Raw genomic sequence first — 23,111 nt, forward strand, 5'->3', positions numbered from 1 at the left:
AGGGTGTCTCACCCTCTTAATCGCTACTCATGTCAGCATTCGCACTTCCGATACGTCCACCGTCGGTTACCCTTCGGCTTCATCCGCTTACGGAACGCTCCGCTACCGCTCAGATCAAAGATCTGAACCCTAAGCTTCGGTGCATCACTTTAGCCCCGTTACATCTTCGCCGCAGGAACCCTTATTTAGACCAGTGAGCTGTTACGCTTTCTTTAAAGGATGGCTGCTTCTAAGCCAACCTCCTGGTTGTTTTGGGATTCCCACATGCTTTCCCACTTAGTGATGACTTGGGGACCTTAGCTGTAGGTTAGGGCTGTTTCCCTTTTGACGACGGACCTTAGCACCCGCCGTCTGTCTGCTGGATAAGACTCGATGGTATTCGGAGTTTGGTTAGGTTTGGTACCGCTCGCGCAGCCCTAGCCCATCCAGTGCTCTACCCCCATCGGCATACATCCAACGCTCTACGTAAATAGATTTCGCGGAGAACCAGCTATTTCCCGGCTTGATTGGCCTTTCACCCCTAAACACAGCTCATCCGAGAATTTTTCAACATTCACCGGTTCGGTCCTCCAGTGCATGTTACTGCACCTTCAACCTGGCCATGCCTAGATCGCCGGGGTTCGGGTCTAATCCAACATACTCTATCGCCCTGTTCAGACTCGCTTTCGCTGCGCCTACACCTATCGGCTTAAGCTTGCATGTTAGATTAAGTCACTGACCCATTATGCAAGAGGTACGCGGTCACTCCTCAAGGGAGCTCCCACTGCTTGTAAGCATTCGGTTTCAGGTACTATTTCACTCCCCTAATCGGGGTGCTTTTCACCTTTCCCTCACGGTACTTGTTCGCTATCGGTCATGTACGAGTATTTAGGCTTGGAGGGTGGTCCCCCCATGTTCAGACAGGATTACACGTGTCCCGCCCTACTCGAATCCTTTCACATCACTTTCGCATACGGGGCTGTCACCCGCTATGGCCACTCTTTCCAAAGTGTTCTGCTAGTTGAATGAAAGGCATTGGCCTGGTCCCGGTTCGCTCGCCACTACTACGGGAATCTCGTTTGATGTCTTTTCCTCCGGGTACTGAGATGTTTCAGTTCCCCGGGTTCGCTTCACCAAGTCTATTTTATTCAACTCGGTAATACCCTATCCACCTCTTTCCGACCGCCCCGAGGGACAATCGAAAGGAAATGGTGAGGGTGGGTTTCCCCATTCGGAAATCGCCGGATCAAAGTTTGCTCACAACTCCCCGACGCTTATCGCAGCGTGCCACGTCCTTCATCGCCTGTACATGCCAAGGCATCCACCAAATGCTCTTACCTCACGCTTGAGAATCCACACCATCAACGACAGCCCTGCATAAAGGCTGCACGTCTTGCGATGGTGCAGAGGAATTATCTCAGCCAGATAATCAATTTAATTGATATTGTGATGGTACCATCATCCGGTCACGACCAAAGGTCGCACCCGTCCGACGATACCGCCACGGCATCGATTTAAAAACCCATTCACAATGTCAAAGACGCAAGCGGAAATCCGCTTACTACCAGGCCCTGGGATATACCCGGGCCGGATCAGTTTCGTTTCATCCTGGAGAAATTTGATTAGAGGCTGGTGGAGCCTATCGGGATCGAACCGATGACCCCCTGCTTGCAAAGCAGGTGCTCTCCCAGCTGAGCTAAGGCCCCTATAGCCTGAAAGGGATGGTGGGCCTGAGAAGATTCGAACTTCTGACCTCACCCTTATCAGGGGTGCGCTCTAACCAACTGAGCTACAGGCCCATCCCGCGCCGTAGCTGGCCCAGACTTTCTTGCGAAAGGCAGGCCGCGGGCGGCGTGAGCCAGCTCAGGCGTCTCGATAACACAGGGCAAAACCCCGCGTTAGCGATCTCCAGTGATGAAAGGACATGAGGACGACGGCATTGTTCTTTGAAAAGGTGCGAAGCACTTCCAGAGACAAGCTCTGGCGCTTTCGTACCAATCCTTAGAAAGGAGGTGATCCAGCCGCAGGTTCCCCTACGGCTACCTTGTTACGACTTCACCCCAGTCGCTGAACCCACCGTGGTTGGCTGCCTCCAGTAAACTGGTTAGCGCACCACCTTCGGGTGAATCCAACTCCCATGGTGTGACGGGCGGTGTGTACAAGGCCTGGGAACGTATTCACCGCGGCATGCTGATCCGCGATTACTAGCGATTCCGCCTTCATGCTCTCGAGTTGCAGAGAACAATCCGAACTGAGACATCTTTTGGAGATTAGCTAACCCTCGCGGGATCGCTGCTCACTGTAGATGCCATTGTAGCACGTGTGTAGCCCAGCCTGTAAGGGCCATGAGGACTTGACGTCATCCCCACCTTCCTCCGGCTTATCACCGGCAGTTTCCTTAAAGTGCCCAACTAAATGATGGCAACTAAGGATGAGGGTTGCGCTCGTTGCGGGACTTAACCCAACATCTCACGACACGAGCTGACGACAGCCATGCAGCACCTGTCACTAGGTCCCCGAAGGGAAGAAATCTGTCTCCAGAAGTCGTCCTAGGATGTCAAAGGCTGGTAAGGTTCTGCGCGTTGCTTCGAATTAAACCACATGCTCCACCGCTTGTGCAGGCCCCCGTCAATTCCTTTGAGTTTTAATCTTGCGACCGTACTCCCCAGGCGGATAACTTAATGCGTTAGCTGCGCCACCCAAGCTCTAAGAGCCCGGACAGCTAGTTATCATCGTTTACGGCGTGGACTACCAGGGTATCTAATCCTGTTTGCTCCCCACGCTTTCGCACCTCAGCGTCAATACCTGTCCAGTGAGTCGCCTTCGCCACTGGTGTTCTTCCGAATATCTACGAATTTCACCTCTACACTCGGAATTCCACTCACCTCTCCAGGATTCTAGCAATCTAGTTTCAAAGGCAGTTCCGGGGTTGAGCCCCGGGCTTTCACCTCTGACTTGAATCGCCGCCTACGTGCGCTTTACGCCCAGTAATTCCGAACAACGCTAGCTCCCTCCGTATTACCGCGGCTGCTGGCACGGAGTTAGCCGGAGCTTATTCTCTAGGTACTGTCATTATCATCCCTAGTAAAAGAGCTTTACAACCCTAAGGCCTTCATCACTCACGCGGCATTGCTGGATCAGGCTTTCGCCCATTGTCCAATATTCCCCACTGCTGCCTCCCGTAGGAGTCTGGGCCGTGTCTCAGTCCCAGTGTGGCTGATCATCCTCTCAGACCAGCTATGGATCGTCGCCTTGGTAAGCTTTTACCTTACCAACTAGCTAATCCAACGCGGGCCCATCTAAAGGCGATAAATCTTTGGTCCGAAGACATTATCCGGTATTAGCAGTCGTTTCCAACTGTTATCCCGAACCTAAAGGCAGGTTCCCACGCGTTACGCACCCGTGCGCCACTAAGCCCGAAGGCTTCGTTCGACTTGCATGTGTTAGGCATGCCGCCAGCGTTCGTTCTGAGCCAGGATCAAACTCTCAAGTTGGTGTCACATACCAAGCAGACACGGACCGAAGTCCGCTAATCCGCAGGGCATGAGCTTCAAGGAGCCGATACCTGCACATCAAACGTAATGGATACGAATGAACATGCATCATCACAGACCGAACGTGGAGTTCGATCAGGATGTGGCAATCGGCATAAATTAACCGGTATCCGGAGCCTTAAAACCCCCGGACCGGGCGCCGTCGCCCACATGTCCCTTCATCAAAAATCAACAATGTCAAAGAGCCGCCAAGACGTTAATAGGCGGACAGCAATGGAACCCCGTTTTACCGGGGGACCGGCTATCCGACTGTTTTGGCGACCGTTGCGGTGGGCGGTGGAAGCCGCCAGCGCCGCGTCGGTGAGGGCCAACTAGGCGGGCATCGGGATTCGGTCAAACCCTTTTTGCAATTTTGTTGCGTCTTTTTTCAAAACTAACGGTTTTCTGGGGGTTTTTCACTCAGATCGCGCCGATACCGCTGACGCGCCTGCCTGTTGCGGCACGCCTGGGGTCCGTAAAATAGCGCAGATTCGGCTCGGAAATGGCGAAAACAGGTGAATCAGCTGCGCTTCACTCCAACATTGGTGATTCACGAGGGCGAGAATCGGTGCATCAGGCATCACGAGTGAATCTCCTGTCTCGCATTCGTGTCCATTCGATCTTAGACCCCTTCCCATGAGTGGGAGCGGGTTTACCGAACAGGCATCACCGGAAGGCTTCGCCGCCCGCGTGCGCATTGCCCTGGCATGGCGTTGGGGCAGCCAGCTAATCGCCCAGCTTATTACATGGAGCGCGACCATTATGGTGGTGCGCCTGCTCAACCCAGCTGATTACGGCCTGTTCGCAATGAGCCAGGTCGTGGTCGTTGCGCTCAACTTCCTCAATGGGTGGAGTTTTGCCACCTCGCTGGTTCAGGCCGAGCGGGTGGGCAGGCGAGAGATCGGGCAGGTGTTTGCGCTGCTGCTGCTGATGAACGGTACGCTCGCCGCCGCGCAGCTGCTGCTCGCCCCGGTGGCGGCGGACTATTACGGGCAGCCTGCGGTTGCGCATCTGCTGCGGGTGCAGGCGCTGATCTTCATCACCACCCCCTTTATAGCGCTGCCCGCGTCCTTGCTGTCACGGCGGCTTGAGTTTCGCAGTCAGGGCATTGCCAATCTGGCTTCGGCAATTGTCGGGGCGATGGCGGCGCTTACGCTGGCGTGGCTGGGATATGGTGTGTGGGCATTGGTCTATGCGCCGATACTGGCCTTTGCGACGCGCGGGTTGATCATGACCGTTGCCGCACGGCTGTTCGTATGGCCGGTGTTCAATTTTCGGGGCGCGGGGCAGCTGATCGGCTTTGGCGGAGCGCTAACCCTGTGCCAGCTGTTCTGGATCATCCAGAGCCAGTCGGACATTTTCATCGCTGGCAGCCGTTTCACACCAAGCGAACTGGGCCTCTATTCCGAGGCGTTATTCCTGACTCTGATCGTCACCGGAAGATTTCTGCCGCCCATCAACGAAGTCGCCTTCCCCGCCTATGCCGAATTGCACAAGGCCGGGCACAGCATGGCGCCTTTCTTCGAACGCACCGTGCGCAGCGTGCTGCTGGTGACCGCGCCTATCTATATAGGACTGGCGCTGACCGCGCCCGAAGCGATCATCACCCTGTTCGGCGACAAATGGGCGGCGATGGCGCCGATCGTCACGGGTCTGTGCCTGGTGATGCCCTTGCTGGCACTCCAGATCATCTGCAGCCCGACCACCAACGCCACCGGCCACACGCGCACCTATATACTGACCAGCGCGACAGGTGCGGTATTGTTCACCGCGTGCTTCCTTGCCGGGGTGCAGTTCGGGCCGATGGGGCTGGTTCATGCCTGGTGGGTGGCTGCGCCGCTGTTGCTGCTGGTGACACTGGTCTTGACGCTGCCCCACGTTGGTATGTCTGCGGCCCGCTATCTGGCAGCCTGCGCGCCAGCGGTGATATCTTGTGCGATTATGGCGCTGGCCGTGATTGCGGTGCGAACCGCCCTGCCGGACTGGCACCCAGCCCTGCGTCTGATCGCGCTCACCGGGACCGGAGTAATGGCTTATAGTCTGGCGCTGATCATACTGTGGCGCGATGTGGTGCGTGACAGCTGGACGCTGCTGCGCCGCACACCTGCTTCCCCGATAGATCTTCCCGCCAACGAATCTGTCTGAGGGGCATCCGCCTCGACCAGCGGTGTGTCTGACGCTTCGCCGAGGCGCATCCCCGTGCTATAGAGTATTTGAGGCCCTGCCTCACTGCCGGGCCGCTTTGAGGAGATTCTCGAATGGCGCGATGGATCATTGCAAGTGCACTGCTTCTGGGGCTGGCAGTACCCGGCGCGGCACAGGACGACATTGCGCCTGACGAAAACCTGCCATCCGATCTGGTGGAAATGCGGCGTGACCGCAATGCGCGTATGACCGTGCCCGTAACCATCGACGGTCAAGGGCCGTTCCGCTTTCTGATCGACACCGGCGCGCAGTCCACTGTGGTTACCCAGCATATCGTCGATACGCTGTCGCTGGTGCAAAGCGGCACCGCAACACTGGTGGGCATGGGGTCGAGCGCGCAGGTCCGCACCTACGAACTGGACGGATTGGAATTTGCCGACCGCGAGTTTAACGGAATGGTTGCGCCGCTGCTTGAAAGCAAGAATATCGGCGCGGATGGCATCCTCGGGCTCGACAGTCTGCAAGATCTGCGCGTGCTGATCGATTTTCGTGAAGACCGGATGAGCGTGTCTGACGCCGCATCGGTCGGCAGCAACAATGGCTATGAGATTATCGTGCGCGCACGGCGCAAGCTGGGGCAGATGATCATCACCAATGCTATCATCGACGGCGTGCGCACTGCGATTATTATTGATACCGGCGCGGAACATTCGCTGGGCAATCTGGCGCTGCAGAAACGCCTGCGGTCGCGCAACAACACTGAACTGATCAGCAGCGACGTCCACGGCTTTGTGATGACCAGCGAGATGTCGGTCGCGCGCAGCCTGCAAATCGGCAAGCTGACGATCACCGGGGTTCCGATCGGTTTTGCCGATGGGCCTGCCTTTGCCGCATTGGGATTGGCAAAGAAGCCTGCGCTGATCCTGGGGATGCGCAATCTGCGCCTGCTCGACCGTGTGGCAATCGATTTCGCCAAGCGCCGCGTGATGTTCGACCTGCCTTCGGGCTCGATGCGCGACCAGCGAACCGGGCGGCTCGACGACAGCCGACTATAGCTCCCGGATGCGCCGCGCGGCTTGTCTTTGCCGCCGCGCGCCCCAAATTGGGCGCTGAATGCCGCCCGACACCGCCCCTCCCCCTGTTCCTTTGCCGGAAAGCTGGGCCACCTTGCGGCGGTTCTTCCCCTATCTGTGGCCTCGTGACCAGCCAGCGCTGAGGCGGCGCATTGTCGGCGCAATGCTGCTGGTGCTGGCAGCCAAGGCGACCACGCTGGCGCTGCCCTTTGCCTATCGCAACGCCGTGGACGCGATGACCACGCCCGCGAATGAGGCTCTGATGGTCGCGCTGGCCTTTGTGCTGGCCTATGCGGCTGGGCGGTTCGCCAGCGTGCTGTTCGACAATCTGCGCAACATCACTTTCGAGCGGGTCGGACAGGAAGCCACACGGCATCTGGCCGAGGATACATTTGATCGGCTGCACCGCCTGTCGCTCCGCTTCCACCTCGCGCGCCGCACAGGCGAGGTGACCAAAACTATCGAGCGTGGGACCAAGAGCATCGATTCGATGCTGTATTTCCTGTTGTTCAACATCGCCCCGACCATCATCGAGCTGATCGCTGTCGGCGTGATTTTCTATCTCAATTTCGGCTGGGGATTGGTCGCAGCGACTGCACTGACCGTAGGCACCTATATAGCGGTCACCCGCTGGATCACCGAATGGCGTAACGAATTGCGCCGCGAGATGAACGATCTGGACGGACAGGCGCTGGCCCGCGCGGTCGACAGCCTGCTGAATTACGAAACGGTCAAATATTTCGGTGCGGAGGGGCGCGAGAAGGAACGCTATGGCCGATCCGCCCGCGCCTATGCCGAGGCGGCAATCAAGTCCGAGAACTCGCTGGGCCTGCTCAATATGGTGCAGGCGCTGATCATGAACCTGCTGATGGGTGCGGCGATGGCCTATACAGTCTGGGGCTGGAGCAAGGGCGATCTGACCACTGGCGATCTGGTGTTCGTGAACACCTATCTGACGCAGCTGTTTCGCCCGCTGGATATGCTGGGGTGGGTCTATCGCACCATCCGGCAGGGGCTGATCGACATGGCGGCCATGTTCCAGCTTATGGATACCGAGGTCGAGGTGGAGGACACTCCGGGTGCGCCTGCGCTGGTGGTGCGCCGCCCCTCGCTGGTGTTCGACAATGTGGTGTTCGGATATGATCCCGACCGCACCATCCTGCACGGGCTGAGTTTCGAAGTGCCAGCAGGCGGGCAATTTGCCATTGTCGGGCCATCGGGCGCAGGCAAAAGCACCATCGCGCGGCTGCTGTTCCGTTTTTACGATCCGTGGCAGGGCCGCATTCTGATTGACGGTCAGGAAATTACCGGCGTGACACAGGAAAGCCTGCGCGCGCATATCGGCATCGTTCCTCAGGACAGCGTGCTGTTCAACGACACCATCGGCTATAACATCGGCTATGGCCGCGGCGGCGCATCGTCCGATGATGTGCTGGCCGCTTCGCGCGATGCCGCCATCCTGCCCTTTATCGAGCGGCTGCCCAAAGGTTTCGACACCGAGGTGGGCGAACGCGGGCTGAAGCTGTCCGGCGGCGAGAAGCAGCGCGTCGCGATTGCCCGTACGCTGGTCAAGAACCCGCCGATCCTGCTGCTGGACGAAGCGACCAGCGCGCTCGACAGCCGGACCGAACAGGACATTTTGCGGACGCTCAAGCGCGTGAGCGAACATCGCACAAGCCTGTCGATCGCGCATCGCCTGTCGACCATAGCCGATGCCGACCGCATTCTGGTGCTGGATCATGGACGGCTTGCCGAACAGGGTACGCATGGTCAGCTGCTGTCCGCGCGCGGTCTTTATGCCGAGATGTGGGAACGCCAGCAGGCTGAAAGCACGCCCGGCGTATCGGAACCGGCCCAGTAACCGAAACGGGCGCACCGCAATGGCGCGCCCGGTCCGGTCTTATTCTAATGTCTGATGAGCCTACTGTCCGGCCACCAGATCCTCACGCGATAGCACCAGATCATCGGCAGAGATCACCTCGACATTGGGGCGGATCTTTTTCAGATCGTCGAGAAATTCGGCAGCATTGCCGACAATCACCAGGGTCGCCTTGTCAGCGGCGACATAACGTGCCGCCACCTGAGATGCCTGCTGCGGCGTCACAGTGGCGAGCCGGTCGGCATAGCGCGCTGCCTCTGCGGGCTTGAGGCCCTGGAGCATCAGCCCAGCGACGATATTGTTGAAGCCTGACGAGCTTTCCAGCGCGCGCGAATAGCCGCCCGTCAGGAACAGCCGCCGCTTGGCGATCAGATCGTCGGCAAAGGCTTCGCGGCCCAGCCGGTCGAACTCGTCCAGAAATACCTGCACCACTTCATCAGCGGTCGAGTTCTGCGTCTGAGCCGAGGCGACCAGATATCCGTCATCCGCACGGTCCATTACGCCGCTGCCCGCGCCGTAACTGATCGAACGCTTGGTGCGGACTTCCTCGAACAACCGCCCGCTGGAACCGCCGCCCAGCACGGCATTGGCCAGCGTCAGCGGGAAGAAATCATCGCTGGCACGCGATGGTGCGCGCATTCCTGCATAGATGGCCGCCTGCCCGGCGTCGGGCATATCGATCACCACTGTGCGGACAGTACGCGGAGTGCCCGCGCGGCCATTGATGGATTGCGGGGCCGGACCTTCTGCGCGCCAATTGCCGAACAGTTGATTGGTCAGCGCCACTGCCGCTTCCTGGGCGATGCCGCCGCTGACCACGATCTTGGTCGCTTGTGGATGCCACCATGTCTGGCGGTGCGTCAGCAGATCATCGCGCGTGATGGCTGCCAGGCTGGTCTGCGTGCCGCCAGCAATGGTGCCGTAAGGCGCATCGCCATAGAAGACCGGCAGCGCGGCCATACGCACCAGCTGGCCGGGGTCTTTCAGGCTGAGTGCCAGCCCGTCGATGCCGCGTTTGCGTTCGCGCTCAAACTCGTCCTCGGGATAGTTTGCCTCGCGGATCATGGCGGACAGGATTTTTCCTGCCTCGGCCATATTGGCGACCGGCGCGGTCAGGCTGAAGAATGATCCTTCGGTGCCGCCGCCCGCGCCAAAGCTGGCGCCCAGGCTTTCCAGCCGCGCCGCGATCTGCTGCGCGGTCATTGTGGGCGTGCCCCGGTTGGCCAGTGCAGCGGCAAAGGCAGCGATACCCGCCTTCTCGCGCGGATCGCTGATCGCGCCGCCGGGCACTATGACCGTCATAGTTGCCAGCGGCACAGTGCCGGTCTGCGTGGCAACCACTTCGATGCCATTGGCCAGCGTGCTCTCCACAATCGCTGGCGCGGTTACCGTCGGGCGCACTCCGGGGGCAGGCGGTTCCTGCCGCTCACCATCGGGCAAGACCGAGCGCGGCTCGCCAATGGCGGAGGGTAGCGTGACAAAGGTCGGCATGGGAACGGGGTTGGCGTAGGTCTGCGGATCGTCTTCCCCGGCAACATAGCGCAGATCGACGCGCGCGTTCGGTTGCAGCCAGCTGTTCGCCACGCGCATCACGTCTGCGGCAGTGACCGCACCAATCTGCGCCAGCCGCCGATCAGCGGCCTGCGGATCGCCGCTCGATACCAGCGCTTCACCCAGTTCGAACGCCCGGCCCCGCGCGGTTTCGCGGCGGCTGAGAGCGGCTGCGAACATCTCGCTCTTGGCTTCGGACAGTTCGGCGGCAGTGACCGGCTCGGTGCGAACTTTCGCCAGTTCGCCCTTGAGAATCGCATCGACCTCTTCGACATCGGCCAGCGGGTTGGTGATGGCGAAGCTAGCGACAAAGCCGCCCTCTTCGCTTTCGGCATAGACGAATTCGGAACCCACAGCCTTGCCGGTGCGGATCAGCGCTTCGTTCAGGCGGCTGTTCTCACCGCGCGCCATGATTGCGGCCAGCACATCAAGCGCGGCGGCATCGGCGCCAGTCGAACCGGGCGCCTTCCACAGAGACCCCGCCACGGGAAGCGGCACAGTGGGCGCAGTCGCCACCACGCTGCGCGGCTGTGTGCGCTGAGGCTCTTTGGCGGTGATTGCCAGGCTGACCGGGTTGGCACGGCGCGGGATGTCGGCGAAATAGCTGTCCACCAGCTTGCGCAGATCAGCCTCGTCAAAATTGCCTGCCACGATCAGCGTCGCCGTATCGGGACCGTAATAGGCCTGGTGAAAGGCGCGCGCATCATCCAGCGTGGCGGTATCGAGATCCTCGATCGAACCGATGGTCGGGCGCCGCTGCGGCAGCACATCATAGGCGTTCTCACCAAGCACAAAGCTCTGCAAGCGGCCATAGGGCGGCGCGTATACGCGCTGGCGCAACTCTTCCTTCACGACGTCGCGTTCCTTGTCGAACACGTCCTGATCGATCACCGGCTTGAACATCCGCTCGCGGTGCGTCCACAGCATCTGTTCCAGATATTCGGCCGGAACGGTCTCGTAATAATTGGTGCGGTCGGCATTGGTCGATGCATTGCGAGTGCCGCCGATATCAGCGGTCAGCCCGTAAATCAGATTATACGGCATATTCTCGGTCTTGCGGCTGAGGATATGTTCAAACAGATGCGCAAAGCCGCTGCGCCCTTCGGGATCATGCTTCGAGCCGACTTCATACCACAGCGATGTCGTGACTGTGGCGGTGCTGTCATCTTCAATGGCGATGACGCGCAGCCCGTTGGCCAGCGTCCATTCGGTGAATTCGATTTGCGGCGCCGACAGCGCAGCCGCGGCAGTGTGCTTGTCTGCGCTGGCTGGCACGGCGACAAATGCGAGTGTGGCAACGCCAGCGGCAAGGACGGAACGAAGCATAGATTGGACCCCCAGAAACTCGAAAAGACGAACGCTTGAACAATAGACAGTAAGCGGACAAAACCGCAAATTCATGCGCTATTTCATAGATGAACAGCATAGCTGCCTCTGCCAGCGCAGCGCATCTGCCAAGCCGGCATTTCCCACCACGTCCCTGCCAGCAGGTTGCGCTGCACTGCAACATGGGGCAGTGGGCAGCGCATCCTATAAGCCTGACCGATCCAGCGCCTGCCTATGCGGTGCGCGATTGGCCGCATAACGACCGGAAACTGCCATGTTCGACCTCGCCGCCATCCGCCGCGACTGGTTCACCAATCCGCGTGCCGAGATCCTTGCCGGGATCGTGGTGGCGCTGGCGCTGATTCCTGAAGCCATTGGCTTCTCGATCATCGCTGGGGTCGATCCGCGCGTCGGGCTGTATGCCTCGGTTGCGATTGCAATGGTGATTGCCTTTACCGGCGGGCGTCCGGGCATGATTTCAGCCGCCACTGCGGCGGTAGCCGTGGTGGTGGTGCCGCTGGTGCGCGATCACGGGGCGGAATATCTGTTTGCCGCGACGATCCTGATGGGCATTTTCCAGGGCATCGCCGCGCTGCTGCGGTTGGACCTGCTGATGCAATTCGTCAGCCGCAGTGTCATCACCGGCTTCGTCAACGCGCTGGCTATCCTGATCTTCATGGCGCAAATTCCGCAGCTCGATCCCGGCAATCCCGGCGTGGTCTGGGAAACCTATGCAATGGTCGCGGCGGGTCTGGCGATGATTTATCTGTTGCCCAAGCTGACCACTGCCGTCCCCAGCCCGCTGATCGCGATTGTCGTGCTCAGTGCGCTGTCGATCTATATGAACGCGCCGGTCAACACGGTCAGCGATATGGGCGAGCTGCCCGAGGGGTTGCCCTATTTCGTGCTGCCCGATGTGCCGCTGACATGGGAAACTTTCCAGATCATTGCGCCTTATGCAGCAACTATGGCAGCAGTGGGCCTGCTGGAATCGCTACTGACCGCGCAGATTGTCGATGACATGACGCACACCGGCAGTGACAAACGCCGGGAGAGTGCGGGTCAGGGCGTGGCGAATATCGCCGCCGCATTGTTCGGCGGCATGGGCGGCTGCGCAATGATCGGCCAGTCGGTGATCAACGTTACCAGCGGCGGCCGCGGGCGCCTGTCGACCTTTACAGCTGGCGTATCGCTGCTTGTCCTGCTCGCCGCCTTGGGCGGTCTGGTCGGCCAGGTCCCGATGCCAGCGCTGGTGGCGATCATGATCATGGTGTCGATCGGCACCTTCAGCTGGAATTCGATCCCCAATATCGGCAAGCACCCGTGGCAAAGCTCGGTTGTGATGCTGACTACTGTGGTGGTCGTGGTGGCGACGCACAATCTGGCGCTGGGCGTGCTGGCGGGCGTGTTGCTCAGCGGCATCTTCTTCACTGCCAAGGTCCGTACAATGTTCAAGGTCGAGCGCACCCGCGATGGCGAGCGCGCGATTTACCGCGTTACCGGTCAGATCTTCTTCGCCAGCGTCGACCGCTTTGAACGCGCCTTTACTCCCGAAAGCCAACGCCCCGACCCGTCAGACCATGTGGTGATCGACGTGACCAAGGCGCATTTCTGGGACATTTCGGGCATCGGCGCGCTCGACAAGGTGGTCGAAAGGATGCGCCGCCACGGCCGCAGCGTCCAGGTCCGCGGCCTCAACCGCGCCAGCGCCGATCTGGTCGACAAGTTTGCTCTGACCGACAAGACCGGCGTGGAGATTGGGCTCGCGCCGCACCCTTGAGCGGATTGGCAGCTATTAGGGTGGGAAGCGGACTGTCCGGTTCTAAAGGCTGAAGCGAATATTGCGCAGAAAATTTCGGCCGCCTGCCTTACCGCATTATCTCATCCTCCGTCGGCGCTTTCGGTGGGGACGCGGTGATTGGACCTAACCAGAAAAAACCGTCGAAACTTGTTCCCGCCGAATCGGGGGTTTGATCGACCACCTCGATGAATGCTTTGCGGTCAAAAAAGCCGGTTGCGCCAGCCGGATGGGGTCCGCATTCGATATCAGCGTCTGTCGGGCTGCCATCAGTCTTCGGATCGAAATCGGCTCGGAGCTGACAACTCCAGCTAGTTCCTGCATCATACTTTACGTTGAGTGATAATACAGACCCGTAGGCGCCAAGTCTCATCGCCATTGGGTCGAAGGCTCCACGTCCGAAATCAATGGGCTGTTTTTGGGCATGGAGATTGCCGACGAGGACGAGAACCCTGTCGTAGGAGCGCTTTTCCGCTGCATTCGCAACATTCTCAGCCTGTGCTGCCTCATGTGGACCTTGCCCGGGAAGGTGGGCAAATTTTTCGCGTTGATCTTCGCTTCCAGCGCCGTTGAAGGCGGTAATATCAATTGCATGTCCCGCCATTCTCAAACGATGGAGATCGCGAACCAATTCGAACATCGCTTCGCTGCCCACGCCGTCGCGTCGTCCGCGCCAACCAGCTTGCAGTAAGAGGTTTTCAAAATCCTCTTCATCAGAGTTCCACGCTTCTTGCAAAGCATCGTCGTGGTAAGGACTAAACTCGATTGCGATGAGAATTACCTCGCCGTCCGTAGCCAGACTGCAAGCAAGCGAACCGAAGAACGCTGGCGCCTCGCGGGTTCCGTGCAATTCGCCAAACACTACGAACTTGGGATCGCGTTGCACGACGGCATGCCACCCGTCAGGGGAAGTGCACAGGCTATCTTGCGCTACCAGCTCCGTAGTGGTCGCGACTGGCCCTTTCGCACATCCTGCAAAAGCGAGAAAAAGCAGAGGAAGGATTGCATTGCGCATCGGTCGAATCCAGACAGTTTGCTTAGAACCTTACTTACGAGAAATTGAGATGACTACTTGGTCAGATCGTTTTTAAAATTTCACCCAATGTCGGCTTTTGGAGAAGCCTTCCAAAGCGCTGAACGGCCGGAACTAGGGTCGAAAACCGTCATAGCCAAGCGTCAGCTCATCACTACAAAATATACTTCGACAAATCGGTATCGCTCGCCAGATCCGTCAGCCGCTCGCGCACATAGGCGGCGTCGACATTGATCGTCTCGCCCTTGCGCTCTTCGGCGTTGAAGCTGATGTCTTCGAGCAAGCGCTCCATCACGGTTTGCAGGCGGCGGGCGCCGATGTTCTCGACGCTTTCGTTGACCTGCGCAGCGATGCGGGCGACTTCGGTGATCGCGTCGTCCTGTATAACCAACGTCACATCCTCGGTCCCGATCAGCGCCTGATATTGCTCGACCAGATTGGCGCGGGTTTCCTTAAGAATGCGGACGAAATCTTCCTCGGTCAGCGCGCGCAGTTCGACGCGGATCGGCAGGCGGCCCTGCAATTCGGGCAGCATGTCGGAAGGCTTGGCGACATGGAACGCGCCGCTGGCGATGAACAGCACGTGGTCGGTCTTCATCGGGCCGTATTTGGTGCTGACCGTGGTGCCTTCGATCAGCGGCAGCAAATCGCGCTGCACGCCTTCGCGGCTGACACTGCCGCCGCGCACATCGCTAACCGCGATCTTGTCGATCTCGTCCAGGAACACGATGCCATTGGTCTCGGCATTTTCCAGCGCGACGCGGGCGACATCGTCCTGGTCCATGCGCTTTTCGGCTTCTTCCTCGACCAGCCGGTCCCACGCGTCGGGCACTTTCAGCTTGCGGCGCTTGGATGGTTTCTTGCCCATCGCCTTGCCCAGCATATCGGACAGGTCGATCATGCCCATATTGCCGCCCATGCCGGGTATATCCATCGGCATGGAGGGGCTGTCGGCCACGTCGATCTCGACCTCGGTATCGTTCATCGCATTCTGGGTGATGCGCTGGCGGAATGCCTCGCGCGTGGCCTCGCTGGCGTTATCGCCGACCAATGCGTTGAGCAGACGGTCCATCGCCGCAGTGCTGGCAGCTTCGCGCACCGCCTCGCGGCGGCGATCCTTTTCCAGCCGGATTGCGTCTTCGGCAAGATCGCGCGCGATCTGTTCGACATCGCGCCCGACATAGCCGACCTCGGTGAACTTGGTCGCTTCGATCTTGACGAAAGGCGCATCGGCCAGCTTCGCCAGACGGCGGCTGATCTCGGTCTTGCCGCAGCCGGTGGGGCCGATCATCAGGATATTCTTGGGCGTCACCTCGTCACGCAATTCCGCGCCCAGCTGCTGGCGGCGCCAGCGATTGCGCAGCGCCACGGCAACCGCGCGCTTGGCATCCTGCTGGCCGATGATATGTTCGTCCAGAGCGGCGACGATCGCCTTGGGGGTGAGTGCTTCGGTCATGGGTTCTCGCAAAATCCGGGGGGACGGGTCAGACGGTTTCGAGCGTCACATTGCCATTGGTAAACACGCAGACATCGGCGGCGACCGCCATCGCCTTGCGCGCTATTTTTTCGGGGTCGTCCTCGTAATCGGACAGCGCCTTGGCCGCAGCCAGCGCGTAATTGCCGCCGCTGCCGATGGCGGCGATCCCGCCTTCGGGCTCCAGCACATCGCCATTACCGGTCAGCACGAGGAGATTGTCCTTGTCCGCCACGATCATCAGGGCTTCCAGATTGCGCAGATATTTGTCCATGCGCCAATCCTTGGTCATCTCCACCGCCGCGCGCAGCAGCTGACCGTTATATTGTTCGAGTTTCTTTTCGAGCCGTTCGAACAACGTGAAGGCATCGGCAGTCGCCCCGGCGAAACCGGCGACGACAGTGCCCTTGCCATCCTTGTCAGTGGCACCGATCCGGCGAACCTTGCGGGCATTGGGCTTCATCACCGTATTGCCCATGGAGACTTGTCCGTCCCCGGCAATAACAGTGGTATCGCCGCGCCTTACGCCGATGATCGTGGTCGAATGCCATTGCACGAGGCCGTGGCGATTATCGTTAGCGTCCATGCCCGCGATATGGGGAGCGTGCCCGCGCGATCAAGCGCAGGCCGCGCGCAAATGCCTTACTGGCGCGATCCGGGACCGCCCGCCTGCGTCACTGCGCCGATATTGCCGAACAGGTCTTCCAGGAAGCTGCGTTCGCGGCCCAGCGTCGGCGTCTTGTCGCCATCGGGGGTCAGAAATGCGACCTTTTCCATACCAGAACGCTCTGTCGCCACGACATTGCCGGCGGCATCGAATTGCACGGCCAGCACCTGATGTTCACGGGTGCGCGGCCGCACGAAGGGGCGGCGGCCCGTGGTGGTCGCCACATAATACCACGTCGGTTCGCCAAACTGGCTCACGAAGCTGGGACGGCCCAGCGTGCCTTCGACAGACCGCTGGTTGTCGATGCCCGGCTGGATCGAGCCGGTCAGCACAGGATCGTTGATATAGCCGCGAGATTCGCGAATCGAGGTGCAACCGGTGGTCGCCACGCCTGCCGCTGCGAGTGCAGCGATGCTGAAAATTGTCATCCTGTTCATGGGAACAGCACTTCTCCGTCCTTGGTGGAAGAGCTTGGCCGCAGCCGCCGCTCCTCCTATATGCTCGCCCTCGCCTTACGGCCGAGCGCCGCGCCATGCAACTTGCGCTTTCGCGTGCTTGGGGATGGCGGCTTGAATTGCCGATTAACGCCTGACGAAAGACCACTGCCATGTCGCTGTTTGCCCGCCTGTTTCAATCCGGCCCCGACCCGCGTGAGGAATGGCGCGCGCTGTGGCACGGCATCGTGGCCGAGGCGCGCGATCCCGACTGGTACCGGATGTGCGGCGTGGCCGACACGGTGGAGGGGCGGTACGACATGATCACGCTGGTGCTGGCACTGGTGATGCTGCGGCTGGAAGATGCGCCCGAACTTTCCAACCCCGCCACCGCGCGGCTGACCGAACTGTTTGTCGAGGATATGGAAGGCCAGCTGCGCGAAGCCGGGATCGGCGATCCAACGGTTGGCAAGAAGATCACCGCGCTGATGGAAAGCATGAATGGCCGTATCGGGGCCTATCGTGAGGGACTGGCTGGGGACCGCCGCCTGCTGGTGGAGGCGGTGCGCCGCAATGTCACCATGGCACAGCCCGACGAGGCCGAGGCGCTGGTGTCACAGGCCTGCGCGCTCCACGAACGGCTCGCCCGGACCAGCGCCGATGGCCTGCGTGCTGGCGAGATTGCAGCATGAGCGCCCCCGGCACGCATGAACTGACCCGCATGATCAAGCCGCGCGCGCTGCCCCCCGCCGCGATCACGGTGGAGGCCACAGCAGAGGAACGGGCCGCGCTGGCTCAGCGCTTTGGCGTCACCGCGGTCCACGCACTGAACGCTCAGGTGGATTTCGGTGCGGCAGAGGGCGCGGTACTGGCCAACGGAACGCTGACCGCCAGTATCGAGCAGCCCTGCGCCATCACCTCGGAGAATTTCACCTATTCGGTAACCGAACCGCTCACCCTGCGCTTCGTCCCCGCCGCTGCTCTGCCGCAATATGCGCCCGATGAGGAAGTCGAACTGTCCGCCGAAGAGCTGGACGAAATCCCCTATGACGGCGAGATGTTCGACCTTGGCGAAGCCATCGCCCAGACCCTCGCCCTCGCCATCGACCCCTACCGCGAAGGCCCCGTAGCAGATGCCGTGCGCAAGGCCGGGCTGGTGTCGAGCGAAGAGGACAGCGGGCCATTTGCGGCTCTGTCCGCACTTAAACGGGACGATACCGCGACTTAGTGAACAATGCCGAAAGGCAGCCGCGCCCAGATCCGTTCGTGCATGAAATACAGCGCCAGCTTGGTGAACACTTCGAGCCCCCCGATTGACAGCGCGGTCTGCACGCTGCCCGTGAAGAACCACGCCAGCAGGATGGTATCGAGCGTGGCAATGGTGCGGAAGCTGGCAGTCTTGGTACTGGTGCGCCGCAGACTTTCACGGCGCCGGCCATCCACCACCGAAGTCCCCCACTGCACCCAGGCCCAGAACCGCTCGTGAAAATAATAGAAGATGATTTTCGTAATCACCTCCGTGATCGCGATGTAACTTGCGGCCTCGATTGCTTCGCCCGACGAAGCCTCCAGTCCGAAATAGGGCCCGATATAGGTGATCATCAGATAGGATAGCAGCAGCGTGTCGAGCGAACCGATGGTTCGCCACGAAAGCGCCTTGGCGATCGAACGCCATTGTTTGACCTTGGGCGGATTGGCCGGTGCCATCGCGGGCATCTCCGGCCCCGGTTCCGGGGGATTTGCGTACTGTGTCATCACCGCACCAATGGCCGGTGCGGCTTGAGATGTCGAACGATATTCCCACCGATCATCCGCAATGCCAGTCCCGCGCTCGCGGCATCATCGCACCGGCAATGCCGCTATTGCGGATCGATGGGTATTGCCGTTTCCGCGCCAGCGATATCGTCAATCACTTCGACAATGCCGCGCCCCATGCTGCTGCGGCTGCGGCTATATCCGAAATATACCAGCAGGCCGATCGCGCCCCATACAGGCAGCACAGCCATCGCCAGATAGGGCAGGTTGAGGAACAGGAACACACAGCCTGCAACCGTGGCCGGGCCAACCAGCCACAGCGCCGGGGTGCGAAAGCTGCGTTTGAGATCTGGATGGCTACGCCGCAGCAGCATGACCGCAATCGCCACCATCATGAAGGCATACAGCGTGCCGCCATTGGAAATATCTGCCAGCTGGCCAACGGGCAGGAAAGCCGCCCCCAGGGCAACCACCGCGCCGGTGATGGCAGTGACGATATAAGGCGTCTTCCACTTCGGATGCACCTTGCTCAAGGTTTCGGGCAGCAGCCCGTCGCGGCTCATCACGAAGAATATGCGGGTCTGCGCAAACAGCAGCACCAGTATGACCGATGGCAGTGCCAGGAAGGCAGCAATGCCCAGCATGTTTCCGATCTGTGAAAACCCGATCTGCCTCAGCACATGGGCCAGCGCTTCGTCTGAACAGACCAGCATCTGCGCATATTGCGGCAAAGCGCATTGCTGCGCCAATGCCTCGGAACCGGCGGGGAAAGGAACGCCGCCCGGCCCCATTATCGGCTGACCACCGATGGTCCCGATGGCACCTGCAGCCACGAGTATATAGAACACCGTGCAGAATAGCAGTGATCCGACCAGGCCGATCGGCACATTGCGCTGCGGGTTCTTCGTTTCTTCCGCTGCCGTGGAGACTGCATCAAACCCGACATAAGCGAAGAAGATTGTCGCCGCCGCGCCCACCGCACCGACACCGCTGCCAAAGCCGCCGAACAGTCCGGCCGGCAGGAACGGATTGAACCTTGCCAGTTCAGCCTGCGGCAGGGTCAGCGCCAGAAAAACTGTCAGCGCGGTGACCTTGATGACCACCAGAATGGCGTTGAACATGGCGGATTCGCGCGTGCCGATCATCAACAGCCAGGTCACCAGCAACGCGATTACCAGCGCCGGAAGATTGATCAATCCGCCCGGCGCCCGCGGTCCCGCCGCCAGCCATGCTGGCAGGCTGACCCCCAGGAATTCCTGCAGGATCGTACCTGAAAAATAGCCTGACCAACCGACCGAAACCGCGCTTGCCGCAACCGCATATTCCAGAATCAGCGCCCACCCCACGGTCCAGGCAAGAAATTCGCCCATCGTCGCATAGGTGTATGTGTATGCGGAACCCGACACCGGGATCATCGCGGCAATTTCGGCGTAACACAGCGCCGCGACAATGCAGATCGCGCCAGCGATCGCAAAGGCCAGCATCAGGCCCGGGCCAGCCTTTTGCGCCCCCGCTGCAGTGAGAACGAAAATGCCCGTGCCGATGACGCAGCCAATTCCGAACAGCATCAGCTGGAACGCGCCCAGGCTGCGGTGCAGTGACTTCTTTTCAGCGGTGGCGATGATAGCTTCGAGCGGCTTGATGCGAGCAAACAAGGACATTGCGTAACCCTTGATCATGGCCCGGCACCGCGTGCCGGGAATGCGCTTTTACGCTCGCAAAAAACTTTGGCAATCGGGAAATGCAGCCCGGCCATTTCGGATCTGAACCGCGGGAGGTTTATGCCGATTACCCAATGTCTCAGAAGGGGATATCGTCGTCCAGATCGTCATAGTTGGAGCCGCCACTTGCGCCGCCGCCCGAGCCACCCGGTGAGTTGCCCCCGCCGCCGCCATAACCGCCGCCCGACTGGCCGCCGCTGCTCTGGTCCCACTGACCGCCGCCGCCGCCGCCGCCGCCGCCGCGCGATCCGCCGCCGCCGCCACCTTGGGCGCCATCGAGCATAGTGAGCGAGCCGTTCATCCCGCGGATCACCACTTCGGTGGAATAACGGTCATTGCCAGACTGGTCCTGCCACTTGCGGGTCTGCAGCTGGCCTTCGACATACACCTTGGAGCCTTTGCGCAGGAAGCGTTCGACCACGCCGACCAGCCCTTCGGAAAAGATCGCGACAGTGTGCCACTCGGTGCGTTCCTGACGCTCGCCAGTGTTCTTGTCCTTCCAGTTTTCACTGGTGGCTATGCGCAGATTGGCGACCTTGCCGCCGTTCTGGAAGCTGCGGATTTCCGGGTCGGCGCCCAGATTTCCGATCAGCATAACTTTGTTGAGGCTACCGGCCATGACTATTCCTCTTGCTACAACCCGAGCGCGACAGCACTCCAATATGTGATTCCGGCAAACACATAGGCAAGGACGAACAAATACCCAACCATGAAGGCGGGCCATTTCCACCCATTCGTCTCGCGCCGGGTAACCGCGATGGTCGACAGGCACTGCGGCGCAAACACAAACCATGCCAGGAAAGCCAGTGCCGTAGGCAGGCTCCAGTCGGCAGCGATCCGCTCGGTTACCGCCTGCGCGGCCAGATCCTCGTCATCGGTATCGACTGCATAAGTGGTTGCCAGCGCCGACACCGCAACTTCGCGCGCGGCCATTGCCGGGATCAGCGCCAGACTGATCTGGCGGTTGAAGCCGATCGGTTCGAGAACGACCGCCAGCCCGGTGGCGACATGTCCCGCGATCGAGGAATCCATCTGGCTCTCCCCCGGCTCGGCCTTGGGGAAGCTCAACAGCACCCACAGCGCAATCGTGGCAACGAAGATGATGGTGCCCGCGCGGCGCAAAAACACCCAGGCGCGCTGCCACAGCCCGATGGCAAGATCCTTGATGCGCGGCAACTGATAGCGCGGAAGCTCCATAATAAAGCCTGATGCCGCACCCTTGGTCACCGTGCCGCGCAGTACCAGCGCCACCACCATCGCGCCGACAATACCAGCGACATAAAGCGCAAACAGCACCAGCCCCTGCAGGCCGACACCCGGCGCCACGCTGTCTGGCGGGATGAACGCTGCGATGATCACCGCATAGACCGGCAGACGCGCCGAACAGGTCATCAGCGGAGCGATCAGGATCGTGGTCAGCCGGTCCTTGGGGTCGGAGATGCTGCGCGTGGCCATGATCCCGGGAATGGCGCAGGCAAAGCTGGAGAGCAGCGGAATGAAGCTTTTGCCCGACAGTCCCACCCCCGCCATCAGCCGGTCCATCAGGAAAGCGGCGCGCGCCATATATCCGCTGGCCTCCATCAACAGGATGAAGAAAAACAGGATTACGATCTGGGGCAGGAAAACCACCACTGAACCCACGCCCGCCAGCACACCTTCGGTCAGGAAATCGCGAACAAGGCCGGGCGGCACCGTGTCAGTGACAAAGCCGGTGAACGAACCGACCACGCCCTCCAGCGCATCGGCGAACGGAGTTGCCCAGGCGAACACCGCCTGGAATATAACGAACAGGATCGCGAACAGGATGACCGGGCCGACCCACGGATTGAGCAGTGTTCGGTCGATTCCGTTCTCGACCGTATGACGCGTGCTTTTGGACAAAATCGCCCCGCGCGCCATGTGTTTGGCCGATAATCGGCGTTCGGGCTGCGTCAGACGCCAGCGCGAATGAAGCGCTTCATCTGCATGGCTTTTGGCCTCGGCAATGGCGGCGGCGAGTTCGGTGATACCCTTGCGGCGCACGGCGACGGTGGGGATGACCGGGACACCCAGCGCTTCTGAGAGAGCCGCCGGGTCGAGCGTCAGACCGTCTCGTTCGGCAAGGTCGACCATGTTCAGCGCGACCACGGTGGGATGCCCCAGTTCAAGCACCTCCTGCGCGAACACCAGATGCTGCTCCAGATTCGCCGCATCGAGCACCACAATCAGGACTTCGGGTATCGCCTCACCAGCAAATTCGCCGTGGACTACCTTGCGGGTAACTTCCTCGTCCGGGCTGGCGGCGTCGAGAGAATATGAGCCGGGCAGGTCGAGCAGTTCGATCGATCCGCCACCGGGCAACGCTAGCCGGCCTGCCTTCCGCTCAACGGTAACACCCGCGTAATTGGCGATTTTCTGCCGTGCGCCGGTCAGCGCATTGAACAAGGCGCTTTTGCCTGAATTGGGATTGCCCACCAGCGCGGCGATACGGTGCAAGGCGGGATCGGAGCGGCTCATATTGTCTCCACCGTGATCGCCTGCGCATGGCTGCGCCGCAGCGCAATCGTCATCTGGCCGATGCGGATGGCCAGCGGGTCACGGGTGCCGAAAATACCGCGATGGAGGATGGCGATCTGCGCCCCCTCGTCCACACCCAGTGCGCGCAGGCGCTTGGCCTCGTCTCCGGCAAGCAGCTTCCAGTCCACGCCAGTAATGCGCGCGTCAGTACCGCCAGCAAGGGTGTCGAGAGTCATCATTGCCCGCT

16 protein-coding genes, 2 tRNA genes and 2 rRNA genes (1 of these 20 cut by a window edge) are annotated in these 23,111 nt (G+C 60.4%); 6 read left to right on the plus strand and 14 right to left on the minus strand.

The window, feature by feature from the left end; translation table 11 throughout:
• From FEV51_RS12640 to FEV51_RS12655, 4 genes are all read right to left on the minus strand, one after another.
• A 23S ribosomal RNA gene (locus FEV51_RS12640) occupies nt 1-1,327 on the minus strand (it extends 1,469 nt beyond the left edge of the window).
• A 282-nt stretch (nt 1,328-1,609) separates the two neighbouring features.
• A tRNA-Ala gene (locus FEV51_RS12645) sits at nt 1,610-1,685 on the minus strand.
• A 16-nt stretch (nt 1,686-1,701) separates the two neighbouring features.
• Nucleotides 1,702-1,778 (minus strand) — tRNA-Ile (locus tag FEV51_RS12650).
• A gap of 206 nt (nt 1,779-1,984) precedes the next feature.
• Nucleotides 1,985-3,473: ribosomal RNA gene (locus tag FEV51_RS12655) — 16S ribosomal RNA — on the minus strand.
• The 16S and 23S rRNA genes sit together here with 2 tRNA genes alongside, the layout of an rRNA operon.
• 675 nt (nt 3,474-4,148) lie before the next feature.
• Here FEV51_RS12655 and FEV51_RS12660 point away from each other — a divergent pair.
• The 3 genes from FEV51_RS12660 (at nt 4,149) to FEV51_RS12670 (ending at nt 8,591) form a co-directional block, all read left to right on the plus strand.
• Entirely contained in the window at nt 4,149-5,657 is a 1,509-nt protein-coding gene (locus FEV51_RS12660) for a lipopolysaccharide biosynthesis protein (protein ID WP_138619434.1), read from the plus strand.
• Nucleotides 5,658-5,770: 113 nt separating this feature from the next.
• Nucleotides 5,771-6,712, plus strand: coding sequence for a retroviral-like aspartic protease family protein (locus FEV51_RS12665; RefSeq protein WP_138619435.1), 942 nt, complete (start codon nt 5,771-5,773; stop codon nt 6,710-6,712).
• A 58-nt stretch (nt 6,713-6,770) separates the two neighbouring features.
• Nucleotides 6,771-8,591: an ABCB family ABC transporter ATP-binding protein/permease gene (locus tag FEV51_RS12670; protein WP_138619437.1), complete on the plus strand. Its 1,821-nt coding sequence runs from the start codon at nt 6,771-6,773 to the stop codon at nt 8,589-8,591.
• A 60-nt stretch (nt 8,592-8,651) separates the two neighbouring features.
• On the opposite strand, the gene FEV51_RS12675 is transcribed toward FEV51_RS12670, so the two are convergent.
• Complete coding sequence (locus FEV51_RS12675; RefSeq protein ID WP_138619439.1) at nt 8,652-11,486, minus strand: M16 family metallopeptidase; 2,835 nt, start codon at nt 11,484-11,486, stop codon at nt 8,652-8,654.
• A gap of 274 nt (nt 11,487-11,760) precedes the next feature.
• On the opposite strand from FEV51_RS12675, the gene FEV51_RS12680 reads away from it, so the two are divergent.
• Complete coding sequence (locus FEV51_RS12680) at nt 11,761-13,266, plus strand: SulP family inorganic anion transporter (RefSeq protein WP_138619441.1); 1,506 nt, start codon at nt 11,761-11,763, stop codon at nt 13,264-13,266.
• An 88-nt stretch (nt 13,267-13,354) separates the two neighbouring features.
• On the opposite strand, the gene FEV51_RS12685 is transcribed toward FEV51_RS12680, so the two are convergent.
• From FEV51_RS12685 to FEV51_RS12700, 4 genes are all read right to left on the minus strand, one after another.
• Entirely contained in the window at nt 13,355-14,299 is a 945-nt protein-coding gene (locus FEV51_RS12685) for a hypothetical protein (protein ID WP_138619443.1), read from the minus strand.
• Nucleotides 14,300-14,471: 172 nt separating this feature from the next.
• Nucleotides 14,472-15,773 carry an ATP-dependent protease ATPase subunit HslU gene (gene hslU / locus FEV51_RS12690; RefSeq protein WP_138619445.1) on the minus strand — a complete coding sequence of 434 codons (1,302 nt, stop codon included), beginning with the start codon at nt 15,771-15,773 and terminating at the stop codon, nt 14,472-14,474.
• A 28-nt stretch (nt 15,774-15,801) separates the two neighbouring features.
• Nucleotides 15,802-16,377: an ATP-dependent protease subunit HslV gene (gene hslV, locus FEV51_RS12695; RefSeq protein ID WP_138619446.1), complete on the minus strand. Its 576-nt coding sequence runs from the start codon at nt 16,375-16,377 to the stop codon at nt 15,802-15,804.
• 56 nt (nt 16,378-16,433) lie between these two features.
• Nucleotides 16,434-16,895: an outer membrane protein assembly factor BamE gene (locus FEV51_RS12700; RefSeq protein WP_138619448.1), complete on the minus strand. Its 462-nt coding sequence runs from the start codon at nt 16,893-16,895 to the stop codon at nt 16,434-16,436.
• 170 nt (nt 16,896-17,065) lie between these two features.
• Here FEV51_RS12700 and FEV51_RS12705 point away from each other — a divergent pair, with 170 nt between their 5' ends.
• Together FEV51_RS12705 and FEV51_RS12710 are read left to right on the plus strand one after the other, a co-directional pair.
• Nucleotides 17,066-17,584: a ubiquinol-cytochrome C chaperone family protein gene (locus FEV51_RS12705; RefSeq protein ID WP_138619450.1), complete on the plus strand. Its 519-nt coding sequence runs from the start codon at nt 17,066-17,068 to the stop codon at nt 17,582-17,584.
• Nucleotides 17,581-18,120, plus strand: coding sequence for a YceD family protein (locus FEV51_RS12710; protein ID WP_138619452.1), 540 nt, complete (start codon nt 17,581-17,583; stop codon nt 18,118-18,120). Before FEV51_RS12705 ends, FEV51_RS12710 begins: the two co-directional genes overlap by 4 nt.
• Here the strand turns inward: FEV51_RS12710 and FEV51_RS12715 are convergent.
• From FEV51_RS12715 to FEV51_RS12735, 5 genes are all read right to left on the minus strand, one after another.
• Nucleotides 18,117-18,647 (minus strand): DUF2061 domain-containing protein, encoded by a 531-nt coding sequence (locus FEV51_RS12715; protein ID WP_138619453.1) that lies wholly within the window; start codon nt 18,645-18,647, stop codon nt 18,117-18,119. The genes FEV51_RS12710 and FEV51_RS12715 overlap by 4 nt on opposite strands.
• A 104-nt stretch (nt 18,648-18,751) precedes the next feature.
• Nucleotides 18,752-20,308: an amino acid permease gene (locus tag FEV51_RS12720; RefSeq protein ID WP_138619455.1), complete on the minus strand. Its 1,557-nt coding sequence runs from the start codon at nt 20,306-20,308 to the stop codon at nt 18,752-18,754.
• Between the two features lie 139 nt (nt 20,309-20,447).
• The gene (gene ssb / locus FEV51_RS12725; RefSeq protein WP_138619457.1) at nt 20,448-20,987 is read right to left on the minus strand and encodes a single-stranded DNA-binding protein; all 540 of its coding nucleotides are present in this window, start codon (nt 20,985-20,987) and stop codon (nt 20,448-20,450) included.
• A 14-nt stretch (nt 20,988-21,001) separates the two neighbouring features.
• Nucleotides 21,002-22,864, minus strand: coding sequence for a ferrous iron transporter B (gene feoB / locus FEV51_RS12730; protein WP_138619459.1), 1,863 nt, complete (start codon nt 22,862-22,864; stop codon nt 21,002-21,004).
• A complete protein-coding gene (locus FEV51_RS12735) occupies nt 22,861-23,103 on the minus strand; it encodes a FeoA family protein (protein ID WP_425466632.1) in 243 nt (80 codons plus the stop codon). The genes feoB and FEV51_RS12735 overlap by 4 nt, the downstream gene beginning before the upstream one ends.
• Between the last annotated feature and the right edge of the window lie 8 nt (nt 23,104-23,111).

The sequence above is a fragment of the Qipengyuania marisflavi genome (genome assembly GCF_005884405.1).
Taxonomy (GTDB): domain Bacteria; phylum Pseudomonadota; class Alphaproteobacteria; order Sphingomonadales; family Sphingomonadaceae; genus Qipengyuania; species Qipengyuania marisflavi.